The organism is Paraburkholderia sp. C35, from assembly GCF_003121405.1.
In the GTDB taxonomy this organism is placed as follows: Bacteria; Pseudomonadota; Gammaproteobacteria; order Burkholderiales; family Burkholderiaceae; genus Paraburkholderia.
Map to the genome: position 1 here is coordinate 24,004 of NZ_QBUY01000057.1, position 16,882 is coordinate 40,885.

Here is a 16,882-nt window from a genome sequence, read left to right on the forward strand (position 1 = left end):
GCTTAGAGATTCGTGAAGATGTCGTTGCCGAAACCCGTCAATCCCGTCTGCGCGGCATAGCCGAGATGCGAGAGGCCGAAGATGTCCTCGATGCTCTTGAGCATCGAATAATGGTTGTACGCCACCGTCGACACCGTGCCCGGCTTGATGAACTTCGAGATCATCACCGCGCCCGTCTGGTCGCCACCGAAGCTCTGCTTGGTCAGATTGATCGTCATGCCCTTGTAGGTCAGCGACGAGGTCTGCGGGAACGGTGCGAGATTCGGCCCCGGCTGCTGGCTGCAGCAGGTCGTGCCCGCGAAGATAAGATCTTCTTCTGTCGCCGACGGCGTCGAAACGGTTGCGTACCTGCTCTCGTCGAAGTTGATGATGAGCAGGCCGTCCTTCTGGAATGCAGGCGACGCCGTGATCACAGGCACCCACTACTGCAGGAACTGATCGGCACTCGTCAGGCCACCCGGCTGACCATTGACGCACGGTGCATCGTGGCCATCGTCACAGGTGTTCGGCGTGATGAGGTTGAAGTTCGCGGTGGTGTCGATCGACTTCAGATCGTTGGTCAGATTGTTCAGGTTGACGACGTTCTGCGCGCAATCCGGTGAGTCGATGATCGAATGGAAATAGACGAACGGATCGTGGCGTGTCGCGTACTGATCGCCCAGCGGCACGGCGGCGCTCGGTGCTTCCTGTGTGTTGGTCAGGTCGGTTGTGTCCAATGTCGGATGGCCGCAGGTCGCCGCTTCGCGCGCGGGATCGTTGCCCATGTCGCCTTCATAGCCCTTCCACGTGAAACCCGCTGCCTTCAACTGGTCGGGCAAAGTCTTGATGCTCGCCGGATACACGCAGCCGGTGCCGATTGCCTGTCCATCGGCAGTCGTGCCTGTCAGCTTGAAGTCGGAATAGGTCGTGCAGTCGTTGTCGGTATCGACGGTAGGCGCCTGGCCGCTGATCATCGAGATGTAGTTGTCGAGACTCACGTGGCCCGTGCCGTAGTACTGCTGCACAAGTGCGCCCTGCTTCGGAAGTGTTTGCGCGAGATACGGTGCCTTGGTATTCGCGCCGAAAGTTGTCGCGTAGTTCTCGTTCTCGAGCGTGATGATGAATACGTGGCGAATCTGCTGCTGGCCGCTCGCATGCATCGATGAAGAACCACATGCGGCGATGATCACTGCGATGAGCGATGCGAGCACAGCTGCCACTGCAGCGCGCACCCTGTTACTGAAAGACATGGACTTCCCCTGTTGTCGTGCTGCTTTTTGGAAGTCGCAGATATTATTTTTGCTTCGTGTCTCTCATGTGAAACAGTATGCTGGTGCGCGTATTGTCCATATATGTTGAATCAGGCCTCAGTTTATGCAGCCCGGATCAGGTTGCGTGCGCAACCTTGGTCCTCGTGCTCATCGAGACATGATCCACAGCAACTCAGAACGAAGGACGCACCACCGACAACGAGTAGCGGCCCATGTTCATGCCGGTAATCTGATGCGGCAACAACCCCGCACGCTTCGTATCGTTGATAGAGGCTTGCGTCTGGTCGGTCGCGTCGGCATAGGGGTAAGCCGTTTTCTGCTGGGCGAGTTGTGCGCGGATGTCCTCATTGACTGAGGGCGGCGTCGATTGCGCGAAAGCGGACACAGCGGGAATTGCATTAGCGGCGGCGACGATCAACTGAACGATTTTCATGACTTTTCTCCAGAACGTGTTCGGCGCGCGATCCTCTGCGGCTGTGATGACCGGAGTGTAGACCTGCACCTGCGGCGCAGTGAGTAGCGTCAGAGCAATTCATTGTTGTCGGCTTGTGCAACGAAGCACAGACACGATGCCGTGCCGTCAGCGTGGAGCGAACTGCGTGCGGAGCGCTTATCGCGAGTGAAAGTTTAAAAACGTCTGCGCATAGCAAAAGCGGTCCGTCCACCCGACTCACGTCTGGCGAACGGACCGCACAGAGGAACGACGCAGCATCGTGCTTTACTACGCCGAGCGCATTCGAAGCGCCTGGCGGTTTTGCGCGCAGCTGCGTCGGCTCAATCAGGTTGTCGTTACTTGACTGGCGAAGCCGTGCTCGGCCTTGCCAGCGTATTGTTGACGCCGTATGCGCTGGTATCAGCGGGCGCCGCACTATTGCCCGTGCCTTGCGCGCCTGAGTTTGGCGAGCTCTTGGCCATGCCACTATCCGAGTTCGTTCCGCCCGGTGTGCCGTAGTCGCTCGTCGCCGGCTTCGCGGCGGCAGGCGAGACGACGCTCGGCGTCGCAAGCGTGTTGTTCTGCGCATACGCACCGGCCGACACCACGAGTGCGGCAACCGCTGCGAGCAATGTGCTGGTTGTCTTCTTCATCATCTGTCCCTCCTGATTGGACTGAAAATTAGACGCAAAAGGTCTGTTTGTATTTCTTCGTGGCGCTCTCGTTGCATGCCATGGCTGACGGCGACCGCGCGCGAGATCAAGCGTCAACGCTTTCGCAAATGAAAGGCACTTCATTTAGCTGCGCCGTTCCATGCATGCATCAATCACTTCATGCGCCAGGCAAGAAGCCTTCTCGGGTTAATACACTGCGTCGCGGACATTTATTCCCTACGCGCAGCGCGAGATAAAACCCTTGGCAGCCGATATGAAGTTTAAGAACACCGTCGCTGATAATTAAGTGCATTATTCGCAAGGATGAATTTCGATTTTCGAAGCGACGGGCAACGGCCGCGCGTAGGCGTTGCGCCTGTCGATTGGCGTGACATGCATGCAGAAGGCTTAAAAAAGCCCTGCAGTCTGGAGGGAATTAATCCGTGCGCAGTGTCGCGGGCTTTGAAGAATTCAATAGGAACTGGCAGCGTGGCGATTAAAGCGGTCACCGGTTCAGCGCCAGATACTGATGCAACGACTGAACGGCAGCCGCGCCCTCCCCGACAGCGGCAGCAACCCGCTTCACCGAGCCGCTGCGCACATCGCCCACGGCGAAGATACCGGGCCGGCTCGTCTCCAGATAATGCGGCGGACGCTCCGACGACCAATGCGGAATCGCATCGGGACCCGTGAGCACGAAGCCATGTTTGTCGAGCGCGACGCAATCTCCCAGCCAGCCCGTGCTCGGCTGTGCGCCGAGAAACAGGAATACATGGCGAATCGGTTTCTGCTCGATTGAACCCTGACTATCCCACCTGATCGATTCGAGATGCGCTTCGCCGTCGAGTTCGACAATCTGCGTACGCGCATGAACACTGATATTCGCCGCTGCGTCGATCCGCCTGATCAGATAGTTCGACATGCTCGCGCTGAGCGCGTCGCCACGAATCACGATATGAACGTGACGCGCAAATCCCGACAGAAACACTGCAGCCTGCCCCGCGGAATTTCCGCCGCCCACGATAACCAGTTCCTGACTCGTGCAGAAAGCCGCTTCCATGTATGTCGCGCTGTAGTAAACGCCACTGCCTTCAAACTCTTCCAGACGCGGCAGCATCGGCTTCCGATAACGCGCACCCGTCGCAACGACGATCGCTTTTGCAAACACGTGTTCATCATGATTCAGACGCAGGTGGAAGCTGTCCTCTGCCTCGCAGTCGATGCCCAGCACTTCAATAGGCACACCCACTTCCGCACCGAATTTACGGCACTGGGACAGCCCACGGCCCGCGAGTGCCTGCCCGGAGATACCCGTCGGAAAGCCAAAGTAGTTTTCGATCTTCGAGCTTGTGCCCGCCTGGCCGCCTGGCGCTTTGGTATCGAGCACCGCGACACGCAGTCCTTCCGATGCCGCGTACACGGCGGCCGCCAGTCCGCCCGGCCCTGCGCCGACCACCACCACGTCGAAGTGCTCGCCGTTCAGCCGGTCGGGACTCAGGCCGACTGCATCGGCAATGGCTCGGTTGGTTGGTTGCTTGAGGACCGTCCCCTGCTGCGTGATGATCACGGGAATGTCGGCTTCCGTTGCATCGTAGCGATCCAGCAGCGCCTTCGCTTCTTCGTGCTCGGCGATGTCGAAGTAGGCGAACGGCTGCGCATTGCGACTCAGAAAATGGCGGACCACCAGCGTGTTCCACGAAGCCGAGCTGCCGACCACGATCAGACCGCCGTGCAGATCCTGCATGAACGCAACGCGCCGCAGGATAAAAGCGCGCATGATGATTTCGCTCAACGCCGCTTCAGCCACGACGAGTGCGCGCAACGATTCCTCATCGATCACGATGACTTCGCAATCGCTGGTGGCACGCAATGTCGCCACTGCGCCGCGCCCGGCGAGCGTTCCCACTTCGCCCGTGAACACGCCGGGACCGTGTTCGCCCAGCACGTGGTGTTTGGCTCCCAGGCCTCGCGATGCCTCGATCGTGCCCGTCACAATCGTGAACATCGGCACGTGCCGCTCGCCTTCCGAAAACAGAATGTCGCCTGCTTTCAGCCGGCGCCGTTCGCCATATCGTTCCAGCACCGCAAACTGCTTTTCGTTGAGCCGTGGAAAAATCTGATGATGGCGGCTCCCGCCTGCCACCAGGTCTTCGAGACTGGTCGACGATTTATTGCCCATGGTGCATTCCAGGTGAAGGGACACATGCGGTCCGGCGGCCGGGGTGTCTGCGTACGTTGTGCCTGACAGAAAGGCTATCCGTAGAGTAGCCGATGTCCGTCGCTCACGACAGCGAAACGGGCGGCGCTCATAGAATCAGGCAAGAACGAAATACTTCCAGGCTAACGTCATGGATTGGAAAATTGCGGATGAAGCTATGCGCGAGATGGGATCGCACCGCAGTCAGTGCGACGAAACATACAGCGAGTCATTGAACGGTGCCGGGATCGCAAAGCTTTCGCGCATGCGGCGCGCCTCTGCTGCCGGCGTCAGGCCAAAGAGCCGCTTGAACTCCCGGCTGAACTGCGATGCGCTCCAGTAACCCACTGCGTGGCTCGCCGCTTCCGCCGTCAGATCCTGGCGCACCATCAACAGGCGAGCCTGATGCAGGCGCGTCGATTTCACGTACTGCATCGGCGACACCTGTGTGATGGCTCTGAAGTGGCTGTGAAAGCTTGGAACACTCATGCCGGCTTCGTCGGCGAGTTGCGTGACGTCGAGTGGTTCTGCGTAGCTTGCGTGGATCAGCCGCAGCGATCGGCCAATCCTCCCGAATTGACCGCGCATCGCCAGCGCTTCGCGCATCGCGCTTCCCTGCGCGCCGGTCAGCACGCGGAAATACAGCTCTCGTAGCAGACTCGGGCCTAACACAGCCGCTTCGAGCGGCCGATGCAACGCTTCGAGAAAACGCAACACGGACGCCTGCATGGCGTCGTCCATCGGCGTCGACATCATGCTTTGCGGCGCCTGTACGCGCTCCGCTGCGCCTTCGCGGTCGATTTGTTCCGCCAGTTCGGCGGCCACCGTGAAATCGAGGTGCAGATAAAGGGCAAGCAGCGGACGCTCTTCGGTGGCATCGGTCTCCATGCTGAACGGCACGGGCACGGACACGGCCAGATAGTGCCGCTCGTCGTAGAGATAAAGCTGTTCGCCGAAATACCCCCGCTTGCGGCCCTGACAGACGATCACGATGCCGGGGTCGTACAGCACGGGAGTACGCGACAACGCCCGATTCGAACGCAGGATGCGCACGCTGGGCAATGCCGTCAGGTTGTAGCCTTCCTCGGGCGCCAATGCGTGCAGCAGCGAAATCATGCGCTTCTGGGTACGTGAGTGCGGCTCGGGAGAATGCTTCGTGCGCATAGTTTTAGGCAATATCTCGGGTAACAGCCAGCTTACCCTGAAATGCCCAGACACATTCCGCAAGAAGACATGTCGCCCCGACGCACCCGTGTCACACCACTCGATGGACTGCCTGCTCAGCGAGCCTCTGCAGCCCACGCTTGCGCATCGGCGCCCGCCGGGATACGCATGGGGGACGACGCATCCGTCGCAGCGCGCCACACAGCCTCGGCGACATCCTGTGCGTGCGTGACCGGCGAAGACGTGTCCATCATTCCGGACACCACTTTCGCAGCCAGATCGGCGTAGGCCGCGTGATCGAAGCCCTGCATGCGGCTGCGCGCATTGTCTCCAAAACGTGTGTCGGGCGCGCGGCCCGGCAACACCAGCCGCGCTCGCACGCCAAACTGTTCGAGCTCCAGTGCCATCGATTCGGTAAATGCATTGACCGCCGCCTTGCTCGCGCGGTAAGCCGCGATCAGCGGAATCGCCCGCAACGTGACGCTCGACGTGACGTTGACGACCACGCCGCTCCGGCGCTCGCGGAACTGGGGCAACACCGCCTGCGTCACGGCAATCGTGCCGAAGGTATTGGTCTCGAACAGTTCGCGCACAGTCGCGAGCGAGACGATCTCGGCCGGCGACGCCGCGCCGAATCCTGCGTTGTTCACCAGCACGTCGATCGGACCAGCGGCTTCGACAGCCTTGCGGATGCTGTCGGGGTCGGTGACGTCGAGCGCCAGCACGCGCAGATGCGGTGACGGTGGCAGAACGTCGGCGCGTGGCGTGCGCATCGTGGCGACGACTTGCCAGTCGCGCGCCAAAAAGTAGCGGGCGGTCTCAAGACCGAATCCGGACGAACATCCTGTGATCAGCACGGTTTTCATGGGAGGAACCTTGTATGAGGTGGTTTGCACAGGCCATACGATAGACCCGGCGAACCATACTCTCTACAATCAAAGATCCGAATTTCATTTGCCAGAGTCCGGATATGATCGATCCACTCGCTGAAGTCGTGACACTGCTGCAGCCGGGCGCCCGCTTCTCGAAACTGGTGCTGGGCGCCAGCCCATGGCGCGTCAGCCGCTCCGATACCGGCCAGCCGTTTTATTGCGTCATTCTGGAAGGCGCCTGCCGTCTCATGATCGATGGACGCGAGCCCATCGACCTCGCGTCGGGAGATTTCGTGCTGATTCCCGCGGCCTACGGCGTGACGATGACCAGCTTCGTGCCGCCACCGCCCGATGTTCAGACACCAGCGCCGAGTGCGCTTGGCAACAATGAATTCAGGCTCGGCGAGCCGAACAACCCCGTCGATTCCCGCATGATGATCGGCCACTGCAGCTTCGGTTCACCCGATGCCACGCTGCTGCTCTCGTTGCTGCCGGAACTGGTGCACGTGCGCGGCGAAGCGCGGCTCGCGACCCTCGTGCAACTGGTTCGCGATGAATCACGCGAGCAGCGGCCAGCGCGCGAGGTCGTGCTGTCGCGATTGCTCGAAGTGTTGCTGATCGAAGCGCTACGGTCCGCGGCGGAAACGACGGCATCGCCGGGACTGGTGCGCGGCTTGTCCGATTCCCGCCTCGCAGCCGCGATCCGCGGCATGCACGAACATCCCACGCGCGCATGGACGGTCGCCGATCTCGCGAAGGAATCCGCGCTGTCGCGCTCCACCTTTTTCGAACGCTTCAACCGTGCGCTCGGCCAGGCACCGATGGAATATCTGCTCACGTGGCGCATGGCGCTTGCGAAGGACCTGCTGCGGCGTAACGAGGGCCGCGTCGCCGAAGTGGCACAGCGAGTCGGCTACAGTTCGGCCAGCACGTTCAGCGTGGCGTTCACGCGGCATGTCGGACGGCCGCCTTCGCAGTACGCGCGCGAGCATGCAGTCCACGCCTTTGCAGAGGCGGCGTTCGGCGACATCGAGCCTACGCCGACGACAAATCGAACATAGCGCCGCCGCTTCAGCCACATGCACGTCAACATCACTCTTCCATCAGCTGTCGCACGCGCGCAGCGAACGCTTCCAGCGCGAACGGCTTGGTCATCACCTGCATGCCAGGTTCCAGGCGAGCGTTGCCGATTACGGAATTCTCCGCGTACCCCGTGATGAACAGCACCTTCAGATCGGGCCGGACCTGCCGGCCGGCATCGGCCATCTGACGTCCGTTCATCCCGCCAGGAAGACCCACGTCGCTGACCAGCAGATCGATTCTGACGTTCGACTGCAGGAGCTTCAGCCCTGCACCGCTGTCGGCTGCCTCGATCACGGTGTAGCCGATCTCTTCCAGCACATCGGTGATCAGCATGCGCACGCTCGGCTCGTCGTCGACCACGAGAACGGTTTCGCCCGCATCCGTGCCCGACATCGATCCATCACCCTGATCTGCCGCCTCACCATCTACGTTGCCGTAATAGCGCGGCAAATAGATGCACACCGTCGTGCCCTGCCCGACCTCCGAATAGATCCGCACCTGTCCGCCGGACTGCCGCGCGAAACCATAGATCATCGACAGCCCGAGCCCCGTGCCCATGCCGATCGGCTTGGTGGTGAAGAACGGATCGAATGCCTTGGCGATGATGTCGGGCGTCATGCCCGTTCCCGTGTCGGTCACGCACAACGACAGAAACTGGCCTTCAGGCATGTCGTGACTCAATGCGGCGCGATGATCGATCCACTTGTTCGCCGTTTCGATGGTGATTCTTCCGCCGTTGGGCATCGCATCCCTGGCGTTGATGCAGAGGTTGAGAAGCGCGTTTTCGAGCTGGCCGGCATCGACCAGCGCAGGCCAGAGACCGGTCGCGCCGACGGCCTCCACGGAGATGCCCGGCCCGACCGTGCGCTGGATCATGTCCGTCATGCCGTTCACGAGCGTATTGACGTCGGTCGGACGCGGATCGAGCGTCTGCCGGCGGGAGAACGCCAGCAGCCTGTGCGTCAGCGCCGCAGCGCGACGCACCGCGCCCTGCGCCGCAACGACGTATTTGTCGACGTCGGCAAGCCGTCCCTGGCTCAGCCGGATGCCGAGCAATTGCAGCGAGCCGGAAATCCCTGCCAGCAGATTGTTGAAGTCGTGCGCGAGGCCGCCCGTCAGCTGACCGACGGCTTCCATCTTCTGCGACTGCCGGAGTTGTTCCTCAGCTCGCATCAGTTCCGCGCTGCGCTCGGCCACCCGTTGCTCCAGCGTCGCCGTCAGCGCGCGCAGCGACGTGGCGGCGCGGTCGCGTTCCTCTTCGACCGCACGCCGCTTGTCGATGTCGAGCAGCACGCCGGGGAAGCTCAGCGGTGTGCCGTCCGGCGCGTGGACCACGCGCCCGTTCGCCTCGATCCAGTAATAGCGCCCATCGGCGCGCCGCACCCGGTATTGATGCGCGTATGGACCACCGTCCTTGACGACCCGCTCGATCGCGGCGGCCAGACCTCGTCGGTCATCGGGATGCACGGTCGCCACCACCTGCGTGAGACTCAGCCCGTCCCGGCCGAGTGCAGGGTCCAGCCCGAAGGAAGACGCGAACGCTTCATCGACGGTGAAGCGGTCATTCGGGAGATCCCAGAACCAGGTGCCGATGATCGCCCCTGCGGCGAGGGCCAGTTGCACGCGCTCGATATTCTGCCGCGCGACCGCTTCACTGGCGCGCAGCGCCTCTTCGGCCTGCTTGCGGGCTTCGATGTCGCGAAACAGCACCGACACACGGCGCAGGCTTTGCGGCTCGACCCGCGCAGCCGAGACTTCGATGTGGCGGCCAGCCGTCAGAAAATAGCGTTCGAAGCGGGCCGGTATGCCCGTGCGCAGCACTTCGCCGTAGAGTTCGAGCCATCGGTCGGCCTCGGTGGGATCGATGTCCCGCAGCGTCTTGCCGACGACGTTCGCAATGCCCGTGTGCCGTTCATAGCCTGAATTGGCCTCGACGTGAACATAATCGCTGAGCGGTCCATGCGGGCCGTCGAAGAACTCGATGATGCAGAAGCCATCGTCGATTGCATTGAAGAGCGCCCGGTAGCGCGCCCCTTCGATCTCCTCTGCCTTCGCGGCGCGGCGCTTGTCCAGCTCCGTCATGACCTGACGCGCGAGCACCCGTAGCGCCTGCTCCTGGACTTCATCGAGTTGCCGCGGCTGGTCATCGAGCACGCACAACACGCCGATCGGCAGGCCTTCCTCTGTTTTCAGCGCTGCGCCAGCGTAGAACCGCAGAGGCCGCTCGCCGCCGGCATTCGACATGCCGCTCAAGCGATCGTCCCTATCTGCATCGCGGATCTGGACGGAATCACCCTGCTCCAGCGTCTTCGCAAAGAACGCGGCGTCAGGCAGCCACTCCGCCGCATCGAGTCCCACCAGCGACTTCACGAACAGCTGGCTGCTCCCGATAAAGCTCACCATTGCAACGGGCGTCCCGCACAGCGCCGCCGCAAGCTTCGTCAGTTCGTCGAATGCCGCGTCGCGGGTCGCGTCGAGCAACGCGTAGCGCTCGAGCGCAGTAACGCGCCGGTTTTCGAAATCAGGACCATGGTTCATGTGATGCGTTTCGCGTCCGTCTGGCTGTGGCGGGAATGTTTCACATCATAGCTGGCGTTGTGCAGCGCACGCGTGCGTCCGATCACGCGGCTGCCGTCTGGCCGCGCCGCTTCGACGCGTGAAGCCGGTTGCACGGCGGATCACACATATTTGCCCTGGTTGCTTCGTGATGGGGTTCTGTGCCGAAATGCGCATGGGAAACGTCGCGAATGGTCAAGACCGGGCGAAATTGAACACCTATAGTCACCCCCAAGGTTAGCCCGGTGATCACTTCAGCGTTACCCGTTCGGAGCGGTCGATTTACCCCATGTCTATCGAGGAGAAAAGATCCGACGCCATAGATGCGCCACATAAACCGCGGACCTGCTGCTGCCCAGACGCGCGAAGCGCGAAAACCGGACAAGCCAGCGGGCATACGCGTCACAGCAGTGACCTCACGCTTGCCGACAAAGGAAAACCTATGCGCTTTGCAAAGCCTCTTACCCTTATCGCAGTTGCATCTGGCGCACTTTTCGCTGTTGTACCGTGCGCCTCTCGCGCGGATACCGTCGTGAAGATCGGTTTCGCGGCCCCGCTGACGGGACCGAATGCCAATTACGGCAAAGACCTGGAGAACGGCGTCAAGATGGCGCTCGACGACGCCAAGGCACAAGGCGTCAAGATCAACGGCCAGCCGGTGTCGTTCGAACTCGACGCGCAAGACGATCAGGCCGACCCGCGCGTCGGCGTGCAAGTCGCGCAGAAGCTGATCGACGAAGGCGTGTCGGTGGTGGTCGGCCACTTCAACTCGGGCACGACTATCCCCGCTTCCGATCTGTACGAAAAAGCGGGCCTGCCCGACATCGATCCCGCCGCCACGAACCCGATCATCAGCAGCCGTGGCTTCAAGAACATGTTCATGGTGATTTCGAGCGACGCGCAAAACGCGGGCACGGCAGGCGCCTACGCCGTCACCACGACCAAGGCCAAGCGCATCGCCGTGATCGACGACCGCACGGCCTTCGGCCAGGGCGAAGCCGACGAATTCGTCAAGGCAGTCAAGGCGCACGGCGGCGACATCATCGACCGTGAGTACACGACGAATCAGGCCACCGACTTCAAGACGCAGCTCACCAATCTCAAGTCGAAGAACCCCGATCTGATTTTCGTCGGCGCGCTCAATCCGCAGGCAGCCGGCATCATGAAGCAGATGAACCAGCTCGGCATCAAGGCGCAGTTCGTGGGCGGCGGCGGCGTGAAGGACATCGACTTCATCAAGCTCGCAGGCGACGTGGCCGAAGGTGCGATGGCATGGGAATACGGCCGTCCGCTCGACAGCACGCCGGTGGGCGCCAAGTTCGCCGAGCGCTTCAAGCAGAAGTTCGGCGAGGACGTGCTCTCGTATGCGCCGTTCGGCTATGACGCGGCGTGGACGGCCATCAAGGCGATGCAGGCCGCCAATTCGACCAAGCCCGACGACTATCGCGCGAAGCTGCAGAGCATCAGCTTCGACGGCATCACGGGTCATATCGAGTTCAATGCGAACGGTTCGCTGAAGAACGGCTCGTCCACTGTCTATCAGGTGAAGAACGGCCAGTGGGTGACGGTCAAGACGGTCAGCGGCCTCTGATGGTCCGCGTCAGCCCGGGGTTTCCGGGCTGGCTATCGAGTTGAGTATCGGCGCGGCGCCACCCGGGGCGCCGCGCTTTACTGAAGCTTGCTCGCACGCACGACACGAGCGCCGCCACACCTTCGTCCCGCACATCTCGCCCGTTGATAAGCCATATCAACACTTTGAATTGGCTTTCGCGAGGGCAGTCTTTCACACTTCCCTTCGACCTCCGAGTCGCTGCGTTCCGCCGGAATGCGCTGCCGCTACCTCATGCCCACGGCTGCTGTCGTGCGGTCAAGGCCGGCCGGCAAGCGCCAGTACGGCGGACGCAAGCTAAAACCTGAGAGCCAGTAGCGAAAAATACAAAGACCTGATAGTTCTTCCCCGCGCGACGGATCCAACCTGGCTCCGATTCGCGGGGAAGAACGTCTTTTCGGTGTTTACCCCAAATAGCACCGTTTCACTGATCCAGTCCACAGACGTTTTCCATCCTCGTGCCCGTCGGCGCTCGCGTTCCTTCGCCTTTCGCCGTCTGTACAGACGTTGAAAGAAATCCCGACGCTGGCGCGGATTCCATACCGACCTCCTGACCGACACATGGCTGTGCCATGCTCGCATTCCCTTGCCGGAGCGGGACAGGGCTCCCATCGAACTCAGCTAGAATACGATGCATTCCGAATGCACGAATTCACGGGGTAGCGCGTTAGCGCCTCGTCAGAGATGTTGTCAATGGGTTACGTTTCAATGAGTTACGCTTACGAGCGCGCCGGTCACGCCACGCAAATTCATTTGGCTCCCGTGAATTCAAAATGAATTTGATCCAGCACAATTGGATGACTTTGACTGCGCTCATCCGATTGGCGTAAAGGAGATTCCGTTGCGACAGCCAGACTTCGATCTCGACCAGATAAGGGCATTTCTTGCCGTCTGGGAAACACGGAGCTTCACGCAAGCCGCGGCCCGCCAGCATCGCACGCAGTCCGCGATCAGCATGAAGATCCGGCGGCTCGAGGAGCAGGTCGGCGAGCGTCTGTTCGAGCGCGACACCATGACCGTCACGCCGACGTCGATCGGCGAACGTTTCGCCGGTATTGCCCGGCGGCTCATCGAGGCGCACGAGGACGCCTTCTTCGCGCTCAATCAGGCACTGGCCGCCGGAAAGCTGACGCTGGCCACGTCGGAGACGTACGCGTCGTGTCTGCTGCCGCCCATTCTGTTCGAAGTGAGCCAGACGTTTCCGAACATCGAAATGGAAATCCGCTGCGGTCACAGCTGGAAAATGCTGGAGTCGATGGATACCGACAACATCGATCTCGTGATCGCGACCAAATACCCCGGCCGGCAGGACGGCCAGCCGCTCGGCCGCGAGCGCCTGAAATGGGTATGTCAACGCGATAGCGACGTGTTCCGCGCGGACCCGTTGCCGCTGGCGGTGTTTCCTGACGGATGCCTGTACCGGCGCGCCGCCATCGCCGCGCTGGATACGCAAAAACGCCGCTGGCGCATCGGCTACACCAGCCAGAATCACGAAGGCTTGCTCGCAGCCGTGGATTCGGGCAGCGCCGTATCGATCGTGATCGAGAGCGCCGTGAACGAACGTCACCGGGTGCTGTTGCCGACGGAAGGGTTCCCGGAATTGCCCGCAGCGGACATCGAACTGTACGCGCGCACGTCCGGCGTCTCACCCGTTGCTCGCCATGTGTCCGAGACGATCCGCGAGCACTTCAACCGGCGTCGATACGAACGCGAACTGAAGTCGTTCAATGCGATCGTGGCTGCCACCGCCATCGCCTGATTAGTGGCAAACGCGGCAAACCGCGCGTGCCCTTAACTCTCAGGCTGAGGCGTCGGGTTCCGCGGGCGGCAACACGTTCAGGACGGCCCATATTCGCGCAATATCCTTGACGGTACGCGTGAACTCGGCAAATTCGATGGGCTTGACGACGTACGCGTTCACGCCGTGCTCATAGGCACGGGCCAGGTCGCGCTCGTGCCGCGAGGCAGTCAGCACGACGACGGGAATGTGATGCAGGAGGGCTGAATCGCGGATGCCCTTCAGCACGTCCAGGCCATCCACCCTCGGCATTTTCAGATCGAGGATCACGAACGCGGGCGGCACGGGCTCCCTGTCCGCCCAGCGCCCCTTGCAACGAAGGAAATCGAGCGCATCCTGCCCATCCCGCGCCACCACCACGGGATTCCTGACTCCGTTCATCTCGAGCGCGGCGAGCATCAGTTCGACATCGGCGTCGCTGTCTTCGGCGAGCAGTATCGGACGCACCGCTGGAAAGCATTCGATATCCATCATGCCTTTGTTCGAAGCACGCTACAGAAGCAAGCGCTGATTCTGCGCAACAACATTAGCATCATCGCGCCTTTCACTTGCCCGCTCAATCGAGGCGTGGCGCGAAGCTCCAACTCCCTTCCACGTCGATCACCGTCTTCACTGAATTGGCCAGAAAACAGGCATCGTGCGCGAGGTGATGCAGGTGGGCGAACGCTTCATCGTCGGGTGCTTTCTCGCCGGTGAATGCAACCGCCGGCTTCAGCACGACGCGCGTGACCACTTCCTTGCCAGCGTCGTTCTTCGCCATCGTGCCTTCCGCTTCATCGCGATACGCACTCACGGCATAACCGTGCTCCGCCGCAATCGACAGAAACCACAGCATATGGCAACTCGAAAGCGCCGCGACGTAGGCCTCTTCCGGGTCGACACCCGCCGGATCGGAGAACGGTTCGCGCACGACATGCGGCGAACTCGATGCCGGCACCACTGCGCCGCCGTCGAATGTCCATCGATGCGCGCGGCTATAGCGGTTGTCCGTGAACTTGCTGCCGTTGCCATTCCATTCGATGAGCGCCGTATGCTTTGCCATGCCAGACAAGTCCTCGTGGTGATGTGCGGTTAAATGGGCGTCAACACTTCTTCGCCTGCGAAGTGACGCGTCGCATTGGCGATGAAGTTATCGACAGAAGCCGTGATCGCTTCCGGCGACGTGCCCGCCACATGCGGCGTGAGCACGACGTTCTTCAGATGCAGCAGCGACTGCGGCGGTTGCGGCTCGCTTTCGTACACGTCGAGGCCCGCGCCGGCGATGGTGCCGTTTTCGAGCGCACGCGCGAGCGCCGCCGTATCGACGACACTGCCTCGCGATACGTTCACGAGAAAGCCCTTCGGTCCCAACGCTTCGAGCACGGCCTGATCGATCAGATGCTGCGTGCCGGGTCCGCCCGGCGTGGCCACGACGAGATAGTCGCTCCATCGCGCGAGATCGTGCAGCGTGCCGAAGTAGCGCAATGCGACGCCATCGCGTGGCTTGCGGTTGTGATACGCAGACTCGATATCGAAGCCGGCCGCGCGTCGCGCCACCTTCTGCCCGATATTGCCGAGGCCCACCACACCGAGCCGCTTGCCCGACACGGAAGGACGCATCGGCAGTACGTCGCGCCAGATGCCTTCGCGGGTGGCGCGGTCGCGCTGCGGCACGTCGCGCACGACTGCCAGCAGCAAGGCCATCGCGTGATCGGCGACGCAATCGTCATTGGTACCGGCGCCGTTCGCGAGCACGATGCCGCGTGCTTTCGCATGCGACATCGCAATGTTTTCGTAACCTGCGCCGAGCGCGCTGACGAATTCGAGTTGCGGCATCGCATCCATTTCAGCGGCCGCGAGACCTGTCGTGCCATTGGTCAGCACGGCGCGAATCGCGGCGCCTTGTGTCGCGATGAATTGAACGCGTGCTTCGTGGGTGGGTGCGTAGTGAATGTCGAACGATGCGGCAATGTGTGCACGACTGTCGTCGTTGAGCGGAATCAGGATGAGCAGGGAAGGTTTCATGACATCGACGCAAGCGGAGATAGAAGAGGCTGCAACGAAGTAGCGGGCAACGGGGAGTTTAGCAACAAGCCCGTTTCGCCGCAGCGCCTTGCGTGATGATGGGTCGAGGCATCCACTTGCCTTCGATGCTGCTGCATCCACAGCGCAAACATCGCGGCGGCGAGGGTGCGTGACCCTCGCCGCTGCTCGCATCAGTGCGTGCCGCTCTTTTCGCTGTCGAGATGCGCCATCTGCGCCGCCGCATAGCGTTCGCCCGCCGCCGAGCCCTTCGGCACCGCCTGCTCGATTGCGGCAAGCTCGCTCGCATCGAGCGTCACGTCGAGCGCGCCGAGCGCTTCCGTCAGCCGCTCGCGCCGCCGTGCGCCGATTAGCGGCACGATGTCGTCGCCTTGCGCGGCAACCCACGCAATCGCAATCTGCGCCACCGACACACCCTTGCTGTCCGCGACCTTGCGCAAGGCTTCGACCAGCGCGAGATTGCGCTCGACGTTATCGCCCTGAAAGCGCGGACTCATGCCGCGAAAATCGCCCTTGCCTGCCGAATCCTTCTGCCAGTGTCCGCTGATCAGCCCACGCGACAGCACGCCGTAAGCTGTCACGCCGATGCCAAGCTCGCGCAGCGTCGGCAGGATCTCGTCTTCGATACCGCGCGAGATCAGCGAGTATTCGATCTGCAGATCGCAGATCGGCGTGACGGCTGCCGCCTTGCGGATCGTCGCCGCGCCGACTTCGGACAGACCGACGTGCCGCACGTAGCCCGCTTTCACCATCTCCGCGATGGCGCCGACCGTGTCTTCGATGGGCACGTTCGGATCGAGCCGCGCCGGACGATAGATGTCGATGTGCTCGACACCCAGCCGCTGCAGCGAATACGCCAGAAAATTCTTCACGGCTGCGGGCCGAGCGTCGTAGCCCAACCAGCCGCCCGCCGCATCACGCATCGCGCCGAATTTGACGCTCACCAGCGCATTGTCGCGGCGCGACGCGGGCGCGCTCCTGAGCGCTTCGCCAAGCAGCATCTCGTTGTGCCCCATGCCGTAGAAGTCGCCCGTGTCGAATAGCGTGATGCCCGCCTCCAGCGCCGCGTGAATCGTCGCGATTCCCTCGGCGCGATCCGACGGCCCGTACATGCCCGACATGCCCATGCAGCCAAGGCCGAGTGCCGACATCGCCGGGCCGGTCTTGCCGAGTTGCAATTGCTTCATCTGAGTGCTCTCCGTGGATTCGTTTAGCCGTTAGTTCCACCGCGCCTTCGCCTTGATG

Annotated in this window: 13 protein-coding genes and 1 pseudogene; 3 read left to right on the forward strand and 11 right to left on the reverse strand. The window is 61.8% G+C overall.

The window, feature by feature from the left end:
• Positions 1–2: 2 nt before the first annotated feature.
• The 6 genes and pseudogenes from DK391_RS27280 to DK391_RS27305 form a co-directional block, all read right to left on the reverse strand.
• A pseudogene (locus DK391_RS27280) lies at positions 3–1,229 on the reverse strand (alkaline phosphatase family protein).
• 193 nt (positions 1,230–1,422) lie between these two features.
• Positions 1,423–1,683, reverse strand: a complete 261-nt coding sequence (locus tag DK391_RS27285; RefSeq protein ID WP_109481123.1) for a hypothetical protein — start codon at positions 1,681–1,683, stop codon at positions 1,423–1,425.
• A 356-nt stretch (positions 1,684–2,039) separates the two neighbouring features.
• Positions 2,040–2,336 carry a hypothetical protein gene (locus DK391_RS27290; RefSeq protein ID WP_109481146.1) on the reverse strand — a complete coding sequence of 99 codons (297 nt, stop codon included), beginning with the start codon at positions 2,334–2,336 and terminating at the stop codon, positions 2,040–2,042.
• Between the two features lie 505 nt (positions 2,337–2,841).
• Positions 2,842–4,515, reverse strand: a complete 1,674-nt coding sequence (locus tag DK391_RS27295; RefSeq protein ID WP_109481124.1) for a cyclic nucleotide-binding domain-containing thioredoxin-disulfide reductase — start codon at positions 4,513–4,515, stop codon at positions 2,842–2,844.
• Positions 4,516–4,737: 222 nt separating this feature from the next.
• Positions 4,738–5,649 carry an AraC family transcriptional regulator gene (locus tag DK391_RS27300; protein ID WP_109481125.1) on the reverse strand — a complete coding sequence of 304 codons (912 nt, stop codon included), beginning with the start codon at positions 5,647–5,649 and terminating at the stop codon, positions 4,738–4,740.
• A 164-nt stretch (positions 5,650–5,813) separates the two neighbouring features.
• Positions 5,814–6,563, reverse strand: coding sequence for an SDR family oxidoreductase (locus DK391_RS27305; protein ID WP_109481126.1), 750 nt, complete (start codon positions 6,561–6,563; stop codon positions 5,814–5,816).
• A 104-nt stretch (positions 6,564–6,667) separates the two neighbouring features.
• Between DK391_RS27305 and DK391_RS27310 the strand changes: the two genes are divergently transcribed.
• Positions 6,668–7,630, forward strand: a complete 963-nt coding sequence (locus DK391_RS27310) for an AraC family transcriptional regulator (RefSeq protein ID WP_109481127.1) — start codon at positions 6,668–6,670, stop codon at positions 7,628–7,630.
• Positions 7,631–7,661: 31 nt separating this feature from the next.
• Here DK391_RS27310 and DK391_RS27315 read toward each other — a convergent pair whose 3' ends face one another.
• Complete coding sequence (locus DK391_RS27315; RefSeq protein WP_109481128.1) at positions 7,662–10,190, reverse strand: ATP-binding protein; 2,529 nt, start codon at positions 10,188–10,190, stop codon at positions 7,662–7,664.
• Between the two features lie 460 nt (positions 10,191–10,650).
• Between DK391_RS27315 and DK391_RS27320 the strand changes: the two genes are divergently transcribed.
• Together DK391_RS27320 and DK391_RS27325 are read left to right on the forward strand one after the other, a co-directional pair.
• Complete coding sequence (locus DK391_RS27320) at positions 10,651–11,799, forward strand: branched-chain amino acid ABC transporter substrate-binding protein (protein WP_109481129.1); 1,149 nt, start codon at positions 10,651–10,653, stop codon at positions 11,797–11,799.
• 859 nt (positions 11,800–12,658) lie between these two features.
• On the forward strand, positions 12,659–13,576 hold the full coding sequence (locus DK391_RS27325; RefSeq protein WP_162600916.1) for a LysR family transcriptional regulator: 918 nt from the start codon (positions 12,659–12,661) through the stop codon (positions 13,574–13,576).
• A gap of 39 nt (positions 13,577–13,615) precedes the next feature.
• Here the strand turns inward: DK391_RS27325 and DK391_RS27330 are convergent, their stop codons facing one another.
• From DK391_RS27330 to DK391_RS27345, 4 genes are all read right to left on the reverse strand, one after another.
• Positions 13,616–14,089, reverse strand: coding sequence for a response regulator (locus DK391_RS27330; protein ID WP_239482966.1), 474 nt, complete (start codon positions 14,087–14,089; stop codon positions 13,616–13,618).
• A gap of 82 nt (positions 14,090–14,171) precedes the next feature.
• Positions 14,172–14,657, reverse strand: coding sequence for an OsmC family protein (locus DK391_RS27335; protein WP_109481131.1), 486 nt, complete (start codon positions 14,655–14,657; stop codon positions 14,172–14,174).
• A 29-nt stretch (positions 14,658–14,686) separates the two neighbouring features.
• The gene (locus DK391_RS27340) at positions 14,687–15,619 is read right to left on the reverse strand and encodes a 2-hydroxyacid dehydrogenase (protein WP_109481132.1); all 933 of its coding nucleotides are present in this window, start codon (positions 15,617–15,619) and stop codon (positions 14,687–14,689) included.
• A 191-nt stretch (positions 15,620–15,810) separates the two neighbouring features.
• Entirely contained in the window at positions 15,811–16,824 is a 1,014-nt protein-coding gene (locus tag DK391_RS27345) for an aldo/keto reductase (RefSeq protein WP_109481133.1), read from the reverse strand.
• Positions 16,825–16,882 lie beyond the last annotated feature (58 nt).

Excerpts from the sequence above, each read along its gene's own strand:
- DK391_RS27320 (WP_109481129.1), top strand. The coding sequence starts at position 10,651 with ATGCGCTTTGCAAAGCCTCTTACCCTTATCGCAGTTGCATCTGGCGCA.
- DK391_RS27305 (WP_109481126.1), bottom strand. The coding sequence starts at position 6,563 with ATGAAAACCGTGCTGATCACAGGATGTTCGTCCGGATTCGGTCTTGAG.
- DK391_RS27335 (WP_109481131.1), bottom strand. The coding sequence starts at position 14,657 with ATGGCAAAGCATACGGCGCTCATCGAATGGAATGGCAACGGCAGCAAG.
- DK391_RS27290 (WP_109481146.1), bottom strand. The coding sequence starts at position 2,336 with ATGAAGAAGACAACCAGCACATTGCTCGCAGCGGTTGCCGCACTCGTG.
- DK391_RS27285 (WP_109481123.1), bottom strand. The coding sequence starts at position 1,683 with ATGAAAATCGTTCAGTTGATCGTCGCCGCCGCTAATGCAATTCCCGCT.
- DK391_RS27295 (WP_109481124.1), bottom strand. The coding sequence starts at position 4,515 with ATGGGCAATAAATCGTCGACCAGTCTCGAAGACCTGGTGGCAGGCGGG.
- DK391_RS27330 (WP_239482966.1), bottom strand. The coding sequence starts at position 14,089 with ATGATGGATATCGAATGCTTTCCAGCGGTGCGTCCGATACTGCTCGCC.
- DK391_RS27340 (WP_109481132.1), bottom strand. The coding sequence starts at position 15,619 with ATGAAACCTTCCCTGCTCATCCTGATTCCGCTCAACGACGACAGTCGT.
- DK391_RS27310 (WP_109481127.1), top strand. The coding sequence starts at position 6,668 with ATGATCGATCCACTCGCTGAAGTCGTGACACTGCTGCAGCCGGGCGCC.
- DK391_RS27300 (WP_109481125.1), bottom strand. The coding sequence starts at position 5,649 with ATGATTTCGCTGCTGCACGCATTGGCGCCCGAGGAAGGCTACAACCTG.
- DK391_RS27315 (WP_109481128.1), bottom strand. The coding sequence starts at position 10,190 with ATGAACCATGGTCCTGATTTCGAAAACCGGCGCGTTACTGCGCTCGAG.
- DK391_RS27345 (WP_109481133.1), bottom strand. The coding sequence starts at position 16,824 with ATGAAGCAATTGCAACTCGGCAAGACCGGCCCGGCGATGTCGGCACTC.